Origin of the sequence: Streptomyces sp. NPDC091271 (assembly GCF_044757505.1) — a bacterium.
Taxonomy (GTDB): Bacteria; Actinomycetota; Actinomycetes; order Streptomycetales; family Streptomycetaceae; genus Streptomyces.
In genome coordinates this window covers 679,139-698,224 of sequence record NZ_JBIVVD010000003.1, presented here as the reverse complement: position 1 = coordinate 698,224, position 19,086 = coordinate 679,139, and the positions used below count along the sequence as shown (strand labels likewise).

At 69.7% G+C, this 19,086-nt stretch carries 17 protein-coding genes; 7 read left to right on the top strand and 10 right to left on the bottom strand.

All coding sequences use genetic code 11. The features are described from left to right. Positions 1-281: 281 nt before the first annotated feature. From ppdK to ACIQM3_RS14890, 3 genes are all read right to left on the bottom strand, one after another. A complete protein-coding gene (gene ppdK / locus ACIQM3_RS14900; protein ID WP_401623768.1) occupies positions 282-2,993 on the bottom strand; it encodes a pyruvate, phosphate dikinase in 2,712 nt (903 codons plus the stop codon). A gap of 575 nt (positions 2,994-3,568) precedes the next feature. Beyond that, positions 3,569-4,717 carry a tRNA dihydrouridine synthase DusB gene (gene dusB / locus ACIQM3_RS14895; RefSeq protein WP_401623766.1) on the bottom strand — a complete coding sequence of 383 codons (1,149 nt, stop codon included), beginning with the start codon at positions 4,715-4,717 and terminating at the stop codon, positions 3,569-3,571. Positions 4,718-4,763: 46 nt separating this feature from the next. Further along, the gene (locus ACIQM3_RS14890; protein WP_401623764.1) at positions 4,764-5,723 is read right to left on the bottom strand and encodes a helix-turn-helix transcriptional regulator; all 960 of its coding nucleotides are present in this window, start codon (positions 5,721-5,723) and stop codon (positions 4,764-4,766) included. Between the two features lie 101 nt (positions 5,724-5,824). Here ACIQM3_RS14890 and ACIQM3_RS14885 point away from each other — a divergent pair, with 101 nt between their 5' ends. Continuing rightward, entirely contained in the window at positions 5,825-7,294 is a 1,470-nt protein-coding gene (locus ACIQM3_RS14885) for an MFS transporter (protein ID WP_401623760.1), read from the top strand. Between the two features lie 67 nt (positions 7,295-7,361). On the opposite strand, the gene ACIQM3_RS14880 is transcribed toward ACIQM3_RS14885, so the two are convergent. From ACIQM3_RS14880 to ACIQM3_RS14870, 3 genes are all read right to left on the bottom strand, one after another. Next, positions 7,362-7,562 (bottom strand): DUF6243 family protein, encoded by a 201-nt coding sequence (locus ACIQM3_RS14880; protein WP_401623758.1) that lies wholly within the window; start codon positions 7,560-7,562, stop codon positions 7,362-7,364. A 185-nt stretch (positions 7,563-7,747) separates the two neighbouring features. Beyond that, positions 7,748-7,951, bottom strand: a complete 204-nt coding sequence (locus ACIQM3_RS14875; protein WP_362933032.1) for a hypothetical protein — start codon at positions 7,949-7,951, stop codon at positions 7,748-7,750. Between the two features lie 94 nt (positions 7,952-8,045). Beyond that, a complete protein-coding gene (locus tag ACIQM3_RS14870) occupies positions 8,046-9,428 on the bottom strand; it encodes a glycine--tRNA ligase (RefSeq protein ID WP_356707657.1) in 1,383 nt (460 codons plus the stop codon). Positions 9,429-9,687: 259 nt separating this feature from the next. Here ACIQM3_RS14870 and ACIQM3_RS14865 point away from each other — a divergent pair, with 259 nt between their 5' ends. From ACIQM3_RS14865 to ACIQM3_RS14850, 4 genes are all read left to right on the top strand, one after another. Then, positions 9,688-10,665 carry a metal ABC transporter substrate-binding protein gene (locus ACIQM3_RS14865; RefSeq protein WP_401623755.1) on the top strand — a complete coding sequence of 326 codons (978 nt, stop codon included), beginning with the start codon at positions 9,688-9,690 and terminating at the stop codon, positions 10,663-10,665. Between the two features lie 42 nt (positions 10,666-10,707). Next, on the top strand, positions 10,708-11,484 hold the full coding sequence (locus tag ACIQM3_RS14860) for a metal ABC transporter ATP-binding protein (RefSeq protein ID WP_401623753.1): 777 nt from the start codon (positions 10,708-10,710) through the stop codon (positions 11,482-11,484). Next, the gene (locus ACIQM3_RS14855) at positions 11,484-12,383 is read left to right on the top strand and encodes a metal ABC transporter permease (RefSeq protein WP_401624357.1); all 900 of its coding nucleotides are present in this window, start codon (positions 11,484-11,486) and stop codon (positions 12,381-12,383) included. Before ACIQM3_RS14860 ends, ACIQM3_RS14855 begins: the two co-directional genes overlap by 1 nt. A gap of 65 nt (positions 12,384-12,448) precedes the next feature. Continuing rightward, complete coding sequence (locus ACIQM3_RS14850) at positions 12,449-12,883, top strand: Fur family transcriptional regulator (RefSeq protein ID WP_104785532.1); 435 nt, start codon at positions 12,449-12,451, stop codon at positions 12,881-12,883. A 64-nt stretch (positions 12,884-12,947) separates the two neighbouring features. On the opposite strand, the gene ACIQM3_RS14845 is transcribed toward ACIQM3_RS14850, so the two are convergent. From ACIQM3_RS14845 to leuA, 4 genes are all read right to left on the bottom strand, one after another. Then, entirely contained in the window at positions 12,948-13,760 is an 813-nt protein-coding gene (locus ACIQM3_RS14845) for an isoprenyl transferase (protein ID WP_401623751.1), read from the bottom strand. Between the two features lie 22 nt (positions 13,761-13,782). Further along, a complete protein-coding gene (gene recO / locus ACIQM3_RS14840; RefSeq protein WP_104785535.1) occupies positions 13,783-14,529 on the bottom strand; it encodes a DNA repair protein RecO in 747 nt (248 codons plus the stop codon). Positions 14,530-14,646: 117 nt separating this feature from the next. Then, positions 14,647-15,348: a TerB family tellurite resistance protein gene (locus ACIQM3_RS14835; protein WP_401623749.1), complete on the bottom strand. Its 702-nt coding sequence runs from the start codon at positions 15,346-15,348 to the stop codon at positions 14,647-14,649. A 202-nt stretch (positions 15,349-15,550) separates the two neighbouring features. Continuing rightward, a complete protein-coding gene (leuA, locus tag ACIQM3_RS14830; RefSeq protein WP_401623748.1) occupies positions 15,551-17,344 on the bottom strand; it encodes a 2-isopropylmalate synthase in 1,794 nt (597 codons plus the stop codon). A gap of 293 nt (positions 17,345-17,637) precedes the next feature. On the opposite strand from leuA, the gene ACIQM3_RS14825 reads away from it, so the two are divergent. Continuing rightward, complete coding sequence (locus ACIQM3_RS14825) at positions 17,638-18,714, top strand: M4 family metallopeptidase (protein ID WP_401623746.1); 1,077 nt, start codon at positions 17,638-17,640, stop codon at positions 18,712-18,714. 62 nt (positions 18,715-18,776) lie between these two features. Then, positions 18,777-19,043, top strand: a complete 267-nt coding sequence (locus ACIQM3_RS14820) for a protealysin inhibitor emfourin (protein ID WP_401623744.1) — start codon at positions 18,777-18,779, stop codon at positions 19,041-19,043. Positions 19,044-19,086: the final 43 nt, after the last annotated feature.

Sequence of the window (19,086 nt, the reverse complement as noted above, 5' to 3'; positions counted from 1 at the left end):
TGGGGATCCCCGGGCCGCACCCAGGCCGTACGGCCCCGATTTGCGCACCGAATGGTGAAAAGCCAACCACTTTTAATGGTTCGCCGTTCAATTGGTTCGTCGCCAATTGGTTCGGTGTTCATCGGTTCGCCGTTCAATTGACGAAGCGGCGGCACCCCCGCACAGGGTGCCGCCGCTTCCTGGAAATCCGGTTTCCGCCGTGGGACCGATGAGGGTCTGCGTGGTCCGCCGGCGGTATCCGGAGTCGTGGCGGTCGCCGGCCGCCGGGCCTCAGCGGCTCCTCAGCGGCTGTCGCTGCCCCGCGATTCGGCGGCGGCCCGGCCCGCTTCCAGCCGGGCGACCGGAATGCGGAAGGGCGAGCAGGAGACGTAGTCCAGGCCCACCTCGTGGAAGAAGTGCACCGACTCCGGGTCCCCGCCGTGCTCACCACAGATGCCGAGCTTGAGGTCCGGGCGGGTGGCCCGGCCCGCTTCCACGGCGCTGCGCACGAGGGCGCCGACGCCGTCCTTGTCGATCGTCTCGAACGGTGACACCCCGAAGATCCCCTTCTCCAGGTACGCGGTGAAGAACGAGGCCTCCACGTCGTCGCGGGAGAAGCCCCACACCGTCTGGGTGAGGTCGTTCGTGCCGAAGGAGAAGAACTCGGCGGCCTCGGCGATCTGACCGGCGGTCAGCGCGGCGCGGGGCAGCTCGATCATCGTGCCGATGCTCAGCTTCAGCTCCGTACCGGTGGCCGCCTCGACCTCCGCGATGACACCGTCGGCCTCGTCGCGGACGATCTCCAGCTCCTGGACCGTGCCGACGAGGGGAATCATGATCTCGGCGCGCGGGTCGCCCTTGGCGTTCTTGCGCTCCGCCGCCGCCTCGGCGATCGCACGGACCTGCATCGCGAACAGACCGGGGATGACCAGACCGAGACGCACCCCGCGCAGGCCGAGCATCGGGTTCTGCTCGTGCAGCTTGTGCACGGCCTGGAGGAGGCGCAGGTCGTTCTCGTTGGCGTCCTTGCGGGACTCGGCGAGCGCGACCCGCACGGAGAGCTCGGTGATGTCGGGCAGGAACTCGTGCAGCGGTGGGTCGAGCAGCCGTACGGTGACGGGCAGCCCGTCCATCGACTCGAACAGCTCGATGAAGTCTGCCTTCTGGAGCGGCAGCAGCGCGGCCAGCGCGGCCTCCCGCTCGTCGTCGGTGTCCGCGAGGATCAGCTTCTCGACCATCTCGCGGCGCTCACCGAGGAACATGTGCTCCGTGCGGCACAGGCCGATGCCCTGGGCGCCGAAGCGGCGGGCCCGCGAGGCGTCCTCGGCGTTGTCCGCGTTCGCCCGTACACGCAGCCGGCGTACCCGGTCGGCGTACGCCATGATCCGGTGCACGGCGGCGACGAGCTCGTCGGCGTCGTCGGCGCCCGCGTGCATACGGCCCTCGAAGTACTCGACGACCGGGGAGGGCACGACCGGTACCTCGCCGAGGTACACCTTGCCGGTGGAGCCGTCGACGGAGACGAGGTCGCCCTCCTCCACGACGGTGTCCCCGACCGTGAGCCGGCGGCGCTTGGTGTCGACCTCGATCTCCTCGGCACCGCAGACACAGGTCTTGCCCATGCCGCGGGCGACGACGGCGGCGTGCGAGGTCTTGCCGCCGCGCGAGGTCAGGATGCCCTCGGCGGCGATCATGCCGTCGAGGTCGTCCGGGTTGGTCTCCCGGCGGATCAGGATGACCTTCTCGCCCGACCGCGACCACTTGACCGCGGTGTAGGAGTCGAAGACGGCCTTGCCGACGGCCGCGCCCGGCGACGCGGCGATCCCACGCCCCAGCAGGACGGTGGTGGCGGCGTCGTCGAAGCGCGGGAACATCAGCTGCGCGAGCTGGGCGCCGTTGACCCGCTGGAGCGCCTCGGCCTCGTCGATGAGGCCCTGGTCGACGAGCTGCGTGGCGATGCGGAAAGCGGCACCGGCGGTGCGCTTGCCGACCCGCGTCTGGAGCATCCAGAGCTGACCGCGCTCGATGGTGAACTCGATGTCGCAGAGATCCTTGTAGTGGGTCTCCAGCGTCTCCATGATCTTCATCAGCTGGTCGTACGACGTCTTGTCGATGGACTCCAGCTCGGCGAGCGCCACCGTGTTGCGGATACCCGCGACGACGTCCTCGCCCTGCGCGTTCTGGAGGTAGTCGCCGTAGACGCCCTGGTGGCCGCTGGCCGGGTCACGGGTGAAGGCGACGCCCGTACCGGAGTCGGGACCGAGGTTGCCGAAGACCATCGAACAGATGTTGACGGCCGTGCCGAGGTCGCCGGGGATGCGCTCCTGGCGGCGGTAGAGCTTGGCCCGGTCGGTGTTCCACGAGTCGAAGACCGCCTTTATGGCCAGGTCCATCTGATCGCGCGGGTCCTGCGGGAAGTCGCGTCCCGCGTCCCGGGTGACGATCTTCTTGAACTCCTTGACCAGCTTCTTGAGGTCGGCCGCGTCCAGGTCCACGTCGACGGTGACGCCCTTGGCCTCCTTCGCGGCCTCCAGCGCCTCCTCGAAGAGATCGCCGTCGACCCCGAGCACGGTCTTGCCGAACATCTGGATGAGGCGGCGGTACGAGTCCCAGGCGAAGCGCTCGTCGCCGGCCTGGGCGGCGAGGCCCACGACCGAGGCGTCGGAGAGGCCGATGTTGAGGACCGTGTCCATCATGCCGGGCATCGAGAACTTCGCGCCGGACCGGACGGAGACCAGCAGCGGGTCGTCGGCCTGGCCGAGGTTCTTGCCCATCCGCTTCTCGAGCGCGTCGAGGTGCGCACTGACCTCGTCGCGCAGCTCGGCCGGCTCGTCACCGCTGTCGAGGTAGACCTTGCAGGCCTCGGTGGTGATGGTGAAGCCCGGAGGGACGGGCAGCCCGAGGTTGGTCATCTCGGCGAGGTTGGCACCCTTGCCGCCAAGAAGATCTTTCAGATCCTTGTTGCCCTCGGTGAAGTCGTAGACGAACTTCTGGGGATCTTTGTGTTCCGACACGGGTCTCGACTCCTCGAGGACGCGGTGGCTGCCCTGACGGCGAGGAACATACCCAGATCGAAGGTGTCTGGGTACGGCCACTTGCGCGTCGTGAGGGCTCAACCACCCGTCCGCCAGCCAATCGAAAGTAACGCGCCGGTATACGGCGAAGGCGGCGTCCGTTCATCTCTCGAAGTCATCAACACGATGAGTATGCGATTTGATCCAATACGATGACACAGGGTAAGGGATGCTTTGATCGATCAAAGTAAATCCACCTGGCACCCAGTGCCGTCATTTGAGAAATACAGCAACCAGAAGAGCGCTCATCTGAGCCAAGCCACCCTCAGGGGTGGCGAGAATCACGCCCCCACCCGCGCTCAGATGTCATCATCCGGACGCCTCTCCGCCAACGGATGGTCACCCTGGAGCTACCGATGACAAACAGAGCGTGATCCTGCGAGTCCCTGAAGAGAGCGGGCACACACCCGTGCCGCGAAATCGCGTGGGAACGCACCGCATCCAAGCAGAAAAGCCCGCTCATGTGAGCGGGCCTTTCGATGGGGCACTCGGTGCCCCCGGTGCGAGGGCGGCGCTCAGCCGCCCGAAGTGTCCAGCTCCGCCTCGGCGCCCACGCCCGCGCAGTCGTACGGGTCCTTGAGCCAGCCGTCCGGGAGCGCCACCCGGTTGTTGCCGGACGTACGGCCGCGGGGGCCGTCCGCGCCGTCCGGCCAGGGCTGGTCCAGGTCGAGCTCCTGGAGCTGCCCGCCCAGCTCCTCCAGCGACGAGGTGACCGCGAGCCTCCTGCGCATGTCCGAGCCGACCGCGAAGCCCTTGAGGTACCAGGCCACGTGCTTGCGGAAGTCGATCACGCCCCGGCTCTCGTCGCCGATCCACTCCCCCAGCAGCGTCGCGTGGCGCAGCATGACGTCCGCGACCTGGCGCAGGGCGGGCGCCTGCCTCGTCCCCGTGCCCTCGAAGGCGCTGACCAGATCACCGAAGAGCCAGGGGCGCCCCAGGCAGCCACGGCCTACGACGACGCCGTCGCAGCCCGTCTCGCGCATCATCCGCAGGGCGTCGTCGGCGCTCCAGATGTCGCCGTTGCCGAGGACGGGGATCTCGGGGACGTGCTCCTTGAGGCGCGCGATGGCGTCCCAGTCGGCCGTGCCGCCGTAGTGCTGGGCGGTGGTCCTGCCGTGCAGGGCGACGGCGGTGATGCCCTCCTCGACGGCGATGCGGCCGGCGTCGAGGTACGTGGTGTGGTCGTCGTCGATGCCCTTGCGCATCTTGATGGTGACCGGGAGGTCGCCCGCCTGGGCCACGGCCTCGCGAAGAATCGCGCGCAGCAGGGGCCGCTTGTACGGGAGCGCGGAGCCACCGCCCTTGCGGGTGACCTTGGGGACGGGGCAGCCGAAGTTCAGGTCGATGTGGTCTGCGAGGTCCTCGTCGACGATCATGCGGACCGCCTTGCCGACGGTGGCCGGGTCCACCCCGTACAGCTGGATCGAGCGGGGGGTCTCGCTCGCGTCGAAGTGGATGAGCTGCATGGTCTTCTCGTTGCGCTCGACCAGCGCCCGCGTGGTGATCATCTCGCTGACGAACAGCCCCTTGCCGCCCGAGAACTCACGGCACAGGGTGCGGAAGGGGGCGTTGGTGATGCCGGCCATGGGGGCGAGCACGACCGGCGGCTGCACGGTGTGCGGGCCGATCCGGAGCAGCGGGAGGGAGGGGGCGAGCGTGGTCATGGCCCCATTGTCCCGTACGCGGACCGCGGCGCGGATGCCCGCCCGCTCAGGCCTCGGCGACGGACCCGGTGAGGGCCGCCGTGCGCGGCTCGGCGAGGGGCTCCGTGTGCGGGCCGGCCTGGGGCTCCTGATGCGGCTCGGCCTGCGGCTCCGCGAGGACCGACTCCATCAGCCGCTCCAGCCCGAGCCGTGACTCCTCGTCCGAGGGGACGTACGTCACCATGCGCGGGCCCGCCGAGGGGCCGAGCCACAGGTCGGTGTGGTCGAGCCTGAGCAGTCCCACCCGGGCGTTACGGAAGATCTTGGTGCGGTTCGAGGCTCCGACCACCTCGTGCCGGGCCCAGATCTCGGCGAACTCGGGTGAGGTGGCCTCCAGCCGCCGCAGCAGCGCCTTCCAGGCGGGCTCGGCCAGGTGCTCCGCCATCGAGGCGCGGAATTTGGCGGCCATCACCCGGTGCATGGCGGGCAGATCGACGACGGAGGCGCGCCAGTCCTCGTTGTTGTAGGCGAGCAGCAGGCAGTTGCGGTCCTCGGGCGCGACGGCGTCCAGGTCGCACAGCAGCCGGCCGTAGGTGCGGTTGTACGCGAGGATGTCGTACCGGCTGTTCTGGACGCAGGCCGGGAAGGGCTCCAGACGCCTGAGCATCTCGTGGAAGGCCGGGGTGACGCCCGTGCAGTCCGAGCCCGGCGCGGGGTCGACGGCCCCGGCGAGGGAGAAGAGGTGGGTGCGTTCGCTGCGGTCGAGCAGGAGGGCGCGGGCCAGGGAGTCGAGGACCTGCGGGGAGACCTGGATGTCGCGGGCCTGCTCCAGCCACGTGTACCAGGTGACGCCGACGGCCGAGAGCTGCGCGACCTCCTCGCGGCGCAGCCCGGGGGTCCGCCTGCGGCGGCCGCGGGGCAGGCCCACCTGCTCGGGGGTGATCCGCTCACGACGGCTGCGGAGGAATCCGGCGAGCTCGTGCCGCCGGATGTCTGTCTCGGGTACCTGGGCCGCCGCGGTCGTCATGCTCCCAGGGTGCCGAATGCCCGGGCGTATTGCCAGGTGCTCCGTGTACCAGGATAAGGAGACTCTGGTACCAGGCTGAGTACGGGTCCATCGTCGATGGCGTGAGTGAATCATCTGTACTGACCAACGCATCCGCCACCCGCGCCCCCGGCGCGCGGTACGACCACCCCGCACCGGTGCTCGGCGGGCTCGGGCTGTTCACCGTGCTGCTCGGCGCGGCGCTCCCGCTCATCGACTTCTTCATCGTCAACGTCGCCCTGCCCACCATCGACCACGACCTGGCCGCGGGCCCCGCTCTGCTGGAGCTGGTCGTCGCGGGCTACGGCCTCTCCTACGCGGTGCTGCTCGTCCTCGGCGGCCGGCTCGGCGACATGGCCGGACGGCGCAGGCTCTTCCTCATCGGGATGGCCGCCTTCGGTCTCACCTCCCTCGCCTGCGGACTGGCCCCGGACGCCTGGACCCTGGTGGGGGCGCGGGTGGCCCAGGGCGCCGCCGCGGCCCTGATGCTGCCGCAGGTGCTCGCCACCATCCAGTCGGGCACGACCGGCCACCACAGGGCGCGGGCCATGAGCCTGTACGGGGCGACCGCCGGGCTCTCCATGGTCGCCGGCCAGATCCTCGGCGGTGTCCTGGTCTCCGCCGCCCCGCTGTCCTCCGTCTTCGGGGAGAGCGCGGGCTGGCGGTCGGTGTTCCTGGTGAACGTGCCCGTGGCGGTGGTGGGGCTGTTCCTGGCCGTCCGCTCGGTGCCGGAGAGCCGCTCGGACCGGCCGGCGCCCGTCGACGTACCGGGCACGCTCCTGCTGGCCGTCTCCCTGGTGACGCTGCTGGCCCCGCTCACGGAGGGGCGGGCGGCGGGCTGGCCGCTCTGGACCTGGGTGTCACTCGGCCTGTTCCCGTTCGCGGCGGTGGCCTTCTACCGGGTGGAGCGGCGGGCCGACGCGCAGGGGCGGACACCGCTCGTGCCGCCGAGCCTGCTGCGGCTGGAGTCGCTGCGGCGCGGCCTGATCCTGGTCGTGCCGTTCTCGATCGGCTTCGGCGGCTTCATGTTCGTGATCGCGGTCGCCCTCCAGCAGGGACTGGAGATGGGCCCGGCCGCGGCCGGACTGTCCCTCGCGCCGATGGCCGCCGCCTTCTTCGCGGCCTCGCTGGCCGGCCCCCGGCTCGTACGGCGCTTCGGCAGCCGGGTGGTGACGGCCGGCGGGCTGATCCAGGGGACGGGCGTCGCGGTGCTGGCGCTGACCGTGTGGAGCTCCTGGCCCGGCCTCGGGCTGCTCGGCCTGCTGCCGGGCATGGCGATCTCGGGACTGGGGCAGGGGCTGCAACTCCCCGTCCTGATCCGGATCGTGCTGTCCGACGTGCCGTCCGACCGGGCGGGGGTGGGCGGCGGCGTGATGACCACCACCCAGCAGGCCGCCCTGGCGCTCGGGGTCGCCACGCTCGGGACGCTGTTCCTCGCGCTGGCACCCGGCTCGGGGATGCGCGACGCCCTGGTCGTGACGCTGCTGGTGCAGCTGGCGGCCGTCGTCCTGACGACCCTGCTGAGCCTGCGGCTGCCCCGCACGGTGAGGTGAGGGCGGACGGACACGGGCCCGGATCACCGAGGTGATCCGGGCCCGTGGTCGTACGGGTGGCGCGAGGTCAGCTCTCGGCCGGAGCGTCCTGCGCCGGTGCGGCCTCGGCGGCGGCGCGCTCACGCATCTTGCGCACCAGCTCCTGCTTCTTGTCCTCGGCGGCCTTGCGGTCGTTGTCGCGCGCGGGGCCCGCGCCCTGCTGTTCGGCGCGGGACAGCTTCTTGCGCTGTCCGCCCACGCCGAGGAGGTTGTTGCGGCTCTTGGCCACGGCGTTCTCCCATTCTTGAGTTGCGGAAGTGAGGATGACGTGTCGTGAATCGATCCGATGGGCGACGGGCGGTCGGCCCGTCGCGCGCTCACTCGTAGATCTGGAAGAACGAAGACATGCCGAAAAGGTACCCCGGCCGGAGGGGTGCCTCATCCGGTTTTTTTCGGCCACGCTCCCGGGCCGGCTCAGGCGGTCGGGTCGACCGTGGCCTGATGGGCCTCGGTCAGGTGCTCCTCGGCCTTGAGCCAGGGCAGGAACTGCGCCCCCTTGCGCCACCCGCAGGTGTCGCAGGTCAGCTGCCGCTGCATCCCCGACTTCCTTACGTGGACGACGTGTTCACGGCCGTGCTGGTCCCATCTGGTGACCTTGCTCGTGGTCATGGACGGCATGTGGGGCCTCCCTGTGGACGAGTGCGCCCAGTGTGCACGAAGCCCCCGGTTCCGTACGCCGGAACCGGGGGCTTCGTTATGAGGTCGAGTGCGTTCAGCAGCCCAGGAGTCGGGAGCCGAGGTAGCTCTGGATCTGGTCCAGGGAGACGCGCTCCTGCTTCATCGTGTCGCGCTCGCGCACGGTCACCGCGTTGTCGTCGAGGGTGTCGAAGTCGACGGTGACGCAGAACGGCGTGCCGATCTCGTCCTGGCGGCGGTAGCGGCGGCCGATGGCGCCCGCGTCGTCGAACTCGATGTTCCAGTTCTGCCGCAGGTCGGCGGCGAGGCCCTTGGCCTTCGGCGACAGCTGCGGGTTGCGGGACAGCGGCAGGACGGCGACCTTGACCGGTGCGAGGCGCGGGTCGAGGCGCATCACGGCGCGCTTCTCCATGACGCCCTTGGCGTTGGGGGCCTCGTCCTCGTTGTAGGCGTCGAGGAGGAACGCCAGCAGCGAGCGGCCGACACCGGCCGCGGGCTCGATGACGTACGGCGTGTAGCGCTCGCCCTTCTCCTGGTCGAAGTAGGAGAGGTCCGTGCCGGACGCCTTGGAGTGCGCCGTGAGGTCGTAGTCGGTGCGGTTGGCGACGCCCTCGAGCTCGCCCCACTCGCTGCCGCCGAAGCGGAAGCGGTACTCGATGTCAGCGGTGCGCTTGGAGTAGTGGGAGAGCTTCTCCGCGGGGTGCTCGAACCACCGCATGTTCTCCTCGCGCAGGCCGAGACCGGTGTACCAGTTCCAGCGCTGCTCCATCCAGTACTCCTGCCACTGCTCGTCCTCGCCCGGCTTGACGAAGAACTCCATCTCCATCTGCTCGAACTCGCGCGTGCGGAAGATGAAGTTGCCCGGAGTGATCTCGTTCCGGAAGGACTTGCCCATCTGCGCGATACCGAACGGCGGCTTCTTGCGCGAGGTCTGCTGCACCTGGCCGAAGTTGGTGAAGATGCCCTGGGCGGTCTCGGGGCGCAGGTAGGCGACCGAACCGGAGTCCTGGGTCGGGCCGAGGTGCGTGGAGAGCAGGCCGGAGAACTGCTTGGGCTCGGTGAAGGTGCCCTTGTTACCGCAGTTGGGGCAGTTCAGGTCGGCCAGGCCGTTCACGGGAGGCTTGCCGTGCTTCTCCTCGTACGCCTCCTCCAGGTGGTCCGCGCGGTAACGCTTGTGACAGGAGGTGCACTCGGTGAGCGGGTCGGAGAACGTGGCGACGTGACCGGACGCGACCCAGACCTCGGGGGCCAGGATGACCGACGAGTCGAGACCGACCACGTCCTCGCGCGAGGTGACCATGTAGCGCCACCACTGGCGCTTGAGGTTCTCCTTCAGCTCGACGCCCAGGGGCCCGTAGTCCCAGGCGGCCTTCTGGCCACCGTAGATCTCACTGCAGGGGTAGACGAAGCCACGGCGCTTGCTCAGGCTGACGATGGTGTCGATCTTGTCGGCGGCCACGGTGCTCTCTTCATTACGACGGCGGAACTGGACAGGTGGGCGGCGCGAACGCCTCGGTGAGGAATGACGTACAGACAGGGGCGCGGAGCGCCTCGGTGGGGGGTGGTGGTCGGGTGACGGGCGGGCGAATACCCCAGATTACCGGCGGGCGCACCCCCCATATCAAATCGGTGGGGCGCATCGCGGTCACCGGGTCCTGATCCGGGCATCTCATCAGCCTTGTTGACAATCGTTTCCACTTTTGTTGAAAATGACTGTCATGAACGTACGCCGCCTCATACCCACAGCCGCCGTCGCCGGAGCAGTCGCCCTCGGCCTCACCGCACTCTCCGCCTGCTCCTCCTCCGACGCGGCCGAGGGCGGGAGCGACGGCAAGCTGGACGTGGTGGCGTCCTTCTACCCGATGCAGTTCCTGGCCGAGGAGATCGGCGGGTCGCACGTCTCCGTCACCTCACTGACGAAGCCGGGCGTGGAGCCGCACGATCTGGAGCTCTCCCCCCGGCAGATCGGCGGTCTGGGCGACGCCGACTACATCCTGTACCTCAAGAACGTCCAGCCCGCCGTCGACGACGCCGTCGCACAGGCCGGTGTGAAGAACACCGTGGACGCGGCCGGACTCACCACGCTCGAGAGCCACGGCTCCGAGGTCGACGGACACGACCACGGCGCCGAGGAGGGCGGGGAGCACGAGGGCGAGGAGCACTCCGAGGAGGCGGGCCTCGACCCGCACATCTGGCTGGACCCGGTGAAGTACGCCGAGGTCGCCGAGGGCGTCGGGAAGTCCTTCGAGAAGGCCGACCCGGACAACGCCGCCGACTACCGCAAGAACACCGAGACCCTGGTCGCCGAGCTGAACAAGCTGGACAAGGCCTACGAGACCGGGCTGAGGAACACCGCGACGAAGACGTTCATCACCACGCACTCCGCCTTCGGGTACCTCGCCGAGCGTTACGGCCTCACCCAGGAGGGCATCGCCGGCCTCGACCCCGAGACGGAGCCCAGCCCGGCCCGGATCGACGAGATCCATCACGTCGCCGAGGAGAACAAGGCGACCACCGTGTTCTTCGAGACGCTCGCCAGTGACAAGACCGCCAGGACCCTGGCGAAGGACCTCGGCCTGAAGACCGGCGTCCTGGACCCGCTCGAGGGAATTACCGACAAGTCCGCGGGCGCTGACTATCTCGAGGTCATGCAGTCCAACCTGGCCGCGCTGCAGAAGGCACTCGGCGCGAAGTGACCCGAGCAGCATCCCGAACCAGCCGCAGCACCGGAGGCGATCATGCCTGAGCCCAGTACGCCAGAACCCGTGATCAGCATGCGCGGGGCCACGGCGACGCTCGGCGCCCGCCCGGTGCTGCGCGGTGTCGACCTCACCGTCCACCGCGGCGAAGTGGTCGCCCTGCTCGGGGCCAACGGCTCCGGCAAGTCCACGGCCGTACGCTCCGTCATCGGCCAGGTGCCGCTCACCGGCGGGACCGTCGAGCTGTTCGGCACGCCGCTGCGCCGCTTCCGCCGGTGGGGCCGCGTCGGATACGTACCGCAGCGCACCACGGCGGCGGGCGGCGTCCCCGCCACGATCCGCGAGGTCGTCGCCTCCGGGCGGCTGTCGCGTACGAGGTTCGGACCGCTCGGCAAGGCCGACCGTGCGGCCGTGGACCGGGCCATCGAGCTCGTCGGCCTCACCGACCGCGCCAGGGACTCCGTGAACGCCCTCTCCGGCGGCCAGCACCAGCGGGTCCTGATCGCCCGCGCGCTCGCCGCCGAGCCCGAGGTGCTGATCATGGACGAGCCGATGGCCGGCGTCGACCTGGCCAGCCAGGAGATCCTCGCCACGACACTGCGCGAGCAGGTCGCCGGCGGGGCGACCGTGCTGCTCGTCCTGCACGAGCTCGGTGCCCTGGAGCCGCTGATCGACCGGGCGATCGTCCTGCGCGACGGCTGTGTCACGCACGACGGCCCGCCCCCCGAGGCCGTGGGACAGCACGCGCTGCCCGGCCACGACCACGTACACCCCCACGCGGCCTCCGAGCCCGTCCGGACGGGACTGCTGAGCTGATCATGCTGGAATTCCTGAACCCCCCCTTCATGCAGCGGGCGCTGCTCGCGGCCGTCCTGGTCGGGATCACCGCCCCCGCCATCGGCATCTATCTGGTCCAGCGCCGCCAGGCCCTGATGGGCGACGGCATCGGACACGTCGCGATGACCGGCGTCGGCCTCGGCTTCCTGCTCTCCACCAACCCCGTCTGGATGGCGACGCTCGTCGCCGTGGCGGGTTCGGTCGTGATGGAGCTGATCCGCTGGTACGGACGCACGCGCGGCGACATCGCCCTGGCCATGCTGTTCTACGGCGGCATGGCGGGCGGAGTGATGCTGATCAACCTCTCGGACACCGGCTCCAACGCCAACCTGACCTCGTTCCTCTTCGGCTCCCTGTCCACGGTCTCCGAGGAGGACGTCACCGCGATCGTCGTGCTGGCCGCCCTCGTGGTGCTGGTCACCGTGGGGCTGCGGCGGCAGCTGTTCGCGGTCAGCCAGGACGAGGAGTTCGCCCGGGTCACCGGGCTGCCGGTGCGCGCGCTCAACCTGCTGGTCGCCGTGACGGCCGCCGTCACCGTCACCGTGGCGATGCGGGTCGTCGGCCTGCTGCTGGTCAGCGCGCTGATGGTGGTGCCGGTCGCGGCCGCCCAGCAGATCTCGAAGTCCTTCAAGGTGACGTTCGTCCTGGCCGTCGTCATCGGTACGGCCGTCACCCTGGCCGGCACCGTGACCTCGTACTACCAGGACGTGCCGCCCGGCGCGACGATCGTCCTGCTGGCCATCGCCGCGTTCGTCCTGCTGACGGCGCTCGCCACGCCGCTGGCCCGCAGGCGCGCCAAGGACCGCGAGAGCGAGGAGGACCGGTGCACCCTTGAGGTACCGGCGGCCCGCCCGGCCTCGGACGACGTTCGGGTGTGACCGTGCCGCCGGGGCGGGCTGGCACAATGGCCCGACATACGTACGGGCGACATGAGGAGGCAGCTGTGGCGACGGCGCCGATCAGTGGCACGAACGCGGCTCCTGTGCGCGGCCGGTCCACCCGGCAGCGGGCGGCGGTCGCGGCGGCGCTCGACGAGGTCGACGAGTTCCGCAGTGCCCAGGACCTGCACGATGTCCTCAAGCACCGGGGTGACTCGGTCGGGCTGACCACGGTCTACCGCACGCTCCAGTCCCTCGCCGACGCCGGCGAGGTAGACGTGCTGCGCACGACCGACGGCGAGGCGGTCTACCGGCGGTGCTCGACCGGTGACCATCATCACCATCTGGTCTGCCGCGTCTGCGGCAAGGCCGTCGAGGTGGAGGGTCCCGCCGTGGAGCAGTGGGCCGAGACCATCGCCTCGCAGCACGGCTATGTGAACGTGGCCCACACGGTGGAGATCTTCGGGACCTGCTCGGACTGCGCGGGCGCCAAGGGCTGAGTCCCGGCTCCAGGACGACCGACCCCGGAGGGGGCCCCGGCGACGGGGCCCCCTCCGCTCCGTCTCAGGTCTTGGTGATCTCCTCGGCACCGCCGAAGCGCCGGTCGCGCCGGGCGAATTCCAGACACGCGTTCCACAGGTCACGCCGGTCGAAGTCCGGCCACAGGACGTCCTGGAAGACCATCTCGGCGTACGCGCTCTGCCAGATCAGGTAGTTGGACGTGCGCTGCTCCCCGCTGGGGCGCACGAAGAGGTCCACGTCCGGCATGTCCGGGTAGTAGATGTACTTCGCGAACGTCTTCTCGTTGACCTTCGACGGGTCGAGCTTCCCCGCCGCGACGTCCTCGGCGATGCGCTGCGCCGCGTCGGCGATCTCGGCCCGGCCGCCGTAGTTGACGCAGAAGTACAGCGTCATCTTGTCGTTGTCCTTGGTCTGCTCCTGGGCGACCTGGAGCTCCTGGACTACGGACTTCCACAGCTTCGGCATGCGGCCGACCCAGCGGATACGGATGCCGAGCTCGTCCATCTCGTCGCGGCGGCGGCGGATGACGTCCCGGTTGAAGTTCATGAGGAACTTCACCTCGTCCGGCGAGCGCTTCCAGTTCTCCGTGGAGAAGGCGTACAGCGAGAGGTTCTTGACGCCCATCTCGATGCAGCCCTTGAGGACGTCCATGACGACGCCCTCACCGACCTTGTGGCCCTCGGTGCGCGGAAGACCCCGCTCCTTGGCCCAGCGGCCGTTCCCGTCCATCACGACGGCGACGTGCTTGGGCACGAGCTCGCCGGGGATCTTCGGCGGGGTGGCGCCGGAGGGGTGCGGCTCGGGGGTCTTGTACTCACGCCGGTTACGGCCACCGAGCATCCCGCGTACTGCCATGGGCTTCTCTCGTCTCCCTGTGTCACTTCTCTACGTACCTCAGCGAGCGCAGGCCGCGCTCCAGATGCCAGTGCAGATAGGCGGACACGAGCCCGCTCCCCTCCCTGACATGACGCGCCTCGGACGCGTCCGCCGTCTCCCAGTCGCCGCTGAGCAACGCGCTCAGCAGTTCGACGGCCTCCGCCGAGGGTACGACGCTGCCGGGCACCCGGCAGTCGCCGCATATGACGCCGCCCGCGGCGACGGAGAAGAACCGGTTCGGGCCGGGCATTCCGCACTTGGCGCAGTCGACGAAGCTGGGGGCGTAACCGTTGACGGCCAGGGAGCGCAGCAGGAACGCGTCCAGGATGAGGTTCGGCGCGTGTTCGGCGCGCGCGAGGGTACGCAGCCCGCCGACGAGCAGCAGGTACTGCTGGACCGCGGGCTCGCCCTCGTGGTCGGTGAACCGCTCCGCGGTCTCCAGCATGGCGGTGCCGGCGGTGTAGCGGGCGTAGTCGGAGACGATCCCGCCGCCGTACGGAGCGATCGTCTCGCTCTGGGTGCAGAGCGGAAGCCCCCGGCCGATCAGCTCACTGCCGCGCGCGAAGAACTGCACGTCCACGTGGGAGAAGGGTTCGAGCCGCGCCCCGAATTTGGATTTGGTGCGGCGCACCCCGCGCGCGACCGCGCGCACCCGCCCGTGGCCGCGGGTCAGGATCGTGATGATCCGGTCGGCCTCGCCCAGCTTCTGCGTACGCAGCACGACGCCGTCGTCCCGGAACAAGCTCATGCACCCATTGTCGCCCACCGGGGCACCGGCAGGCCCTCTCAGGGTCTTTCGTCCAGATCAGGCTGTATCAGGGAGCGGGGGCCGGTCCGAACGAGAGGCCCTGGGGCGTACGCGGGCCTACGAAGGCGTACGCGCCGCCTCCAGCAGCTTCGCCGTGTCCGCGGGACAGAGCTGGAGCGCGCCCCCCACCGTGGTCAGCACCTCGCGCTCCGCCTGGCTGTACGGCCCGTCGGCGAGCGCGATCCTGGCGCCCCGCAGCAGGACCGCCTCGCGGCCGGGCACGGCCAGGTGCGGCGCGAGCGGCTTCAGGACCTCGTGGAGCTCTATGGCGAGGGCGGCGCCGCAGGCCTCGGCCGCGGGGTCGGTCCCGTCACCGGGCCCGGTGTCCGCGGCGAGCACCTCGACGATGGTGAAGAGCTGTTCCTGGGAGCAGTCGTCGAGTCCCGCGTCGCGGACGGTGGCCGCGGCGGTCTCCAGGACCGTACGGGAGGTGGTGCCGCCCGCGGCGAGCACGGCGAGCGTGACGGTGTGCACGGCCTCCCGCAGCATGGCCGAGAAGCGGGTGGTGGTGGGGTGGTCGAGGGCGTCGGGCGCGAAGTGCGTCCCGCAGGCGGCGCATTCGACGACGGGCCCGGCGCTTCCCCGGGCGAGCAGCGGCAGCCCGAGGACGGTGAGGCGGTGGCGTCCCGTGAGACGCCGGTAGTTGCGGTCGCCCCCGCAGCACGGGCAGAAGAACTCTCCGTCGCCGACGGTGTCCCAGACGGTACGGATGCCGTAGATGCGTAGTCTTACGGCGCGTTGTCCTTTGGCTGTCCGCACGTCGCACACCTCCGTAACCCCACGGCAACATTGCCGCGCTGGACGTGATGTTAGCCACATGCGTGATGTGGCGTCAGTATCCCGGAGGTCAAAACCCCGGTATATGGCCGAACCCCGCCCACCCTCGGCGGGTGAACGGGGCTCTCGGGCCGGGCAGTTCAGCGGCGTATCAGACGTATGTCCGGAATGCCGCGTGACGGAGTCAGCGGGTCGCGCGGTTGACCGCGGAGACGACCGCCTTGAGCGAGGCGCGCGTGGTGTTGGCGTCGATACCGATGCCCCACAGCACCTTGCCGTCGATCGCGCACTCGATGTAGGAGGCGGCCTGCGCGCTCGCGCCCTCGCTCATCGTGTGCTCGGTGTAGTCGAGCAGACGGGCGTCGATGCCGATGGCCTGCAGCGCTTCGAAGAACGCGGAGATCGGGCCGTTGCCCGTGCCCGTCAGCACCGTGTCCGAGCCGTCGACGGTGGCCTCGACGGTGATCGTGTCCTGGCCGTCGGAACCGGTCGTCGTCTGACCCGAGCGGATCTGCACGCGCCCCCAGGCGTTCTCGGGGCTCGGCAGGTACTCGTCCCGGAAGGTCGACCAGATCTGCGTCGGCGTGACCTCGCCGCCCTCGGCGTCGGTCTTGGCCTGAATGATCCGGGAGAACTCGATCTGCATCCGGCGCGGCAGGTCCAGCTTGTGGTCGTTCTTCAGGACGTAGGCGATTCCGCCCTTGCCGGACTGCGAGTTGACCCGGATGACCGCCTCGTAGGAGCGGCCGACGTCCTTCGGGTCGATCGGCAGGTAGGGCACCGCCCACTCGATGTCGTCGACGGTCTTCCCCTGGGAGGCGGCGTCGGCCTCCATGGCGTCGAACCCCTTCTTGATGGCGTCCTGGTGGGAGCCGGAGAAGGCGGTGTAGACCAGGTCGCCCGCGTAGGGGTGGCGCGGGTGGACCTCCATCTGGTTGCAGTACTCACTGGTGCGGCGGATCTCGTCGATCTGCGAGAAGTCGATCTGCGGGTCCACGCCCTGGGAGAAGAGGTTCATGCCCAGGGTGACCAGGTCGACGTTGCCGGTGCGCTCGCCCTGGCCGAACAGGCAGCCCTCGATACGGTCGGCACCCGCCATGATCGCCAGTTCGGCGGCGGCGACGGCGGTGCCCCGGTCGTTGTGCGGGTGCACGGACAGGCAGACGTGCTCACGGCGGGACAGGTTGCGGGACATCCACTCGAAGCGGTCCGCGTGGGTGGAGGGCGTCGAACGCTCCACGGTGGCGGGCAGGTTGAGGATGATCTCGCGGCCCTCCTCCGGCTGCCAGACGTCACAGACGGCCTCGCAGACCTCCAGGGCGAAGTCCAGCTCGGTGTCGGTGAAGATCTCCGGGCTGTACTGGTAGCCGAAGATCGTCTCGTCGCCCAGGATCTTGTCCGCGTACTCCATGACCAGGCGGGTGCCGTCCACGGCGATCTGCTTGACCTCTTCCTTCGAGCCGCGGAAGACCACGCGGCGGAAGGTGGGTGCGGTGGCGTTGTACAGGTGGACGGTGGCGCGCCGCGCGCCGACCAGCGACTCGACGGTGCGCTCGATCAGTTCCTCGCGGGCCTGCGTCAGGACGGAGATCGTCACGTCCTCGGGGATCGCGCCCTCTTCGATGATGGAGCGTACGAACGCGAAGTCCGTCTCGCCGGAGGACGGGAAGCCGACCTCGATCTCCTTGTAGCCCATGCGTACGAGCAGGTCGAACATCTCGCGCTTACGGGCCGGCGACATGGGGTCGATCAGGGCCTGGTTGCCGTCACGCAGGTCGGTGGACAGCCACCGGGGCGCCACGGTGATGCGGTTGTCCGGCCAGGTGCGGTCGGAGATGTCCACCGCCTCGTACCCGCGGTACTTGTGGACCGGCATCCCGGAAGGCTTCTGCAGCTGCTTCGCGTTGGTCACCGGAGTGGGGCCACCGACGGGGGCGGGGACGGCATCGGTGTGCGCGGGGGGATTCACTGCGGTCATGGCGTACGGCTCCTCTGAGGTCCAGCAGGGGCGGCCGACTGTGTCGCTGGCAACAGCGAACTCCGCGGGGAGGGAGCCGGCCTACGACTACAGGCCCTCGCCGCGGCAGCTAAGAAGGAGCAGCCCGAAACGCATGATGCGGCAACACTAACCGAGGGGCGCCTGGTGCGTCGGTCCGTATCAGTATGCGGGATCGCCTCTTCATGGAGGCGGAACAGTGATACATCACTCTATTTCGTCAATCACGATCGCAACCAGTGACAGCGCGGTGACGGAGTGCCACAGTCATTTGCATGCAGCCTCGACCGAACAACGGGCTCCGGCCCGTCTTCTGCACCATCGTGCCGCCCCACCTCCTCGACAAGCTGTCCCAGGCCGACGACCCGCTCCTGGCCGATCCCGCACGGCGCACCCTGGACGCCGACGCGGCCCGGCGCCATCACCGGCGGGTGACCGCTCTTGCCTGGACGCCCCAGGCAGTCCTCACCTCCGACGCGGTACCGAGCAAGCCCCACCGCACCCTTTACGACTGCCGGCACGGCACGGACCTGCCGGGCGTCAAGGTCCGTGACGAGGGCGAGGAAGCAACCCAGGACGCCAGCGTCAACCGTGCGTACGCGGGACTCGGCGCCACCTTCGATCTGCTGCTCACGGAGTACGGCCGCAGCTCGATCGACGGCAAGGGGCTGCCGCTCATCGGCTCCGTGCACTACGACGAGAAGTACAACAACGCGTTCTTCGACGGCGAGCAGATGGTCTTCGGGGACGGCGACGGAGAGATCTTCCTCGACTTCACCGTCGCGATCGACGTGATCGCCCACGAGTTGGCGCACGGCCTCACCCAGTACACGGCCAACCTTGCGTACCAGGGCCAGTCGGGCGCCCTCAACGAGTCCGTCTCGGACGTCTTCGGCTCCCTGGTCAAGCAGTACTCGCTGGGCCAGAGCGCGGACCAGGGCGACTGGCTGATCGGCGCGGGGCTGCTCGCCCCCCGGGTCAGCGGCGTCGCGCTGCGGTCGATGAAGGCTCCGGGCACGGCGTACGACGACGATGTGCTCGGCAAGGATCCGCAGCCCGGGTCGATGGACGACTACGTCGACACGGACGAGGACAACGGCGGGGTCCACATCAACTCCGGCATCCCCAACCGGGCGTTCTACCTGCTGGCCACGGCTCTGGGCGGTAACGCCTGGGAGCGGGCGGGGCGGATCTGGTTCGACGTGCTGACCGGCGGTGAGCTGGCCCAGGAAGCGTCCTTCACGGACTTCGCCAAGCTGACCGTCGCGGCGGCGCAGCACAGGTTCGGGGAGGGCGACGAGGCCGAGGCGGTGCTCAAGGCATGGTCGGAGGTGGGCGTGCCGACCCGTTGACCGGGTAGATACACGCGGGACCGTCCGAACGGGGTCAAGGTGTCAGGCAGGAGCCGGTACGCATGCGCATCCAGGTGAGCCGGACCGGCGGGTTCGCCGGCATCGCACGCCACGGCGAGATCGAGACCTCGGGCCGGCCCGACGCCGGCGACTGGGAGGCCCTGGCCGAGTCGGCGCTCGCCGCCGGCCGGGGCGGCCCGCCCGCGGGTGTGCCGGACGGTTTCCGCTACCGGATCACGGTCGGCGACCGGACGGTCGACTGCGCGGACCCACGGCTGACCGACGCGCAGCGGACGCTGATCTCCCGGGTCCTCAAGGAAGGCGCGTAGGCCCGGTCCCACCGCGCCCCGGCGCCGGGCGCCCGGCCGCCGT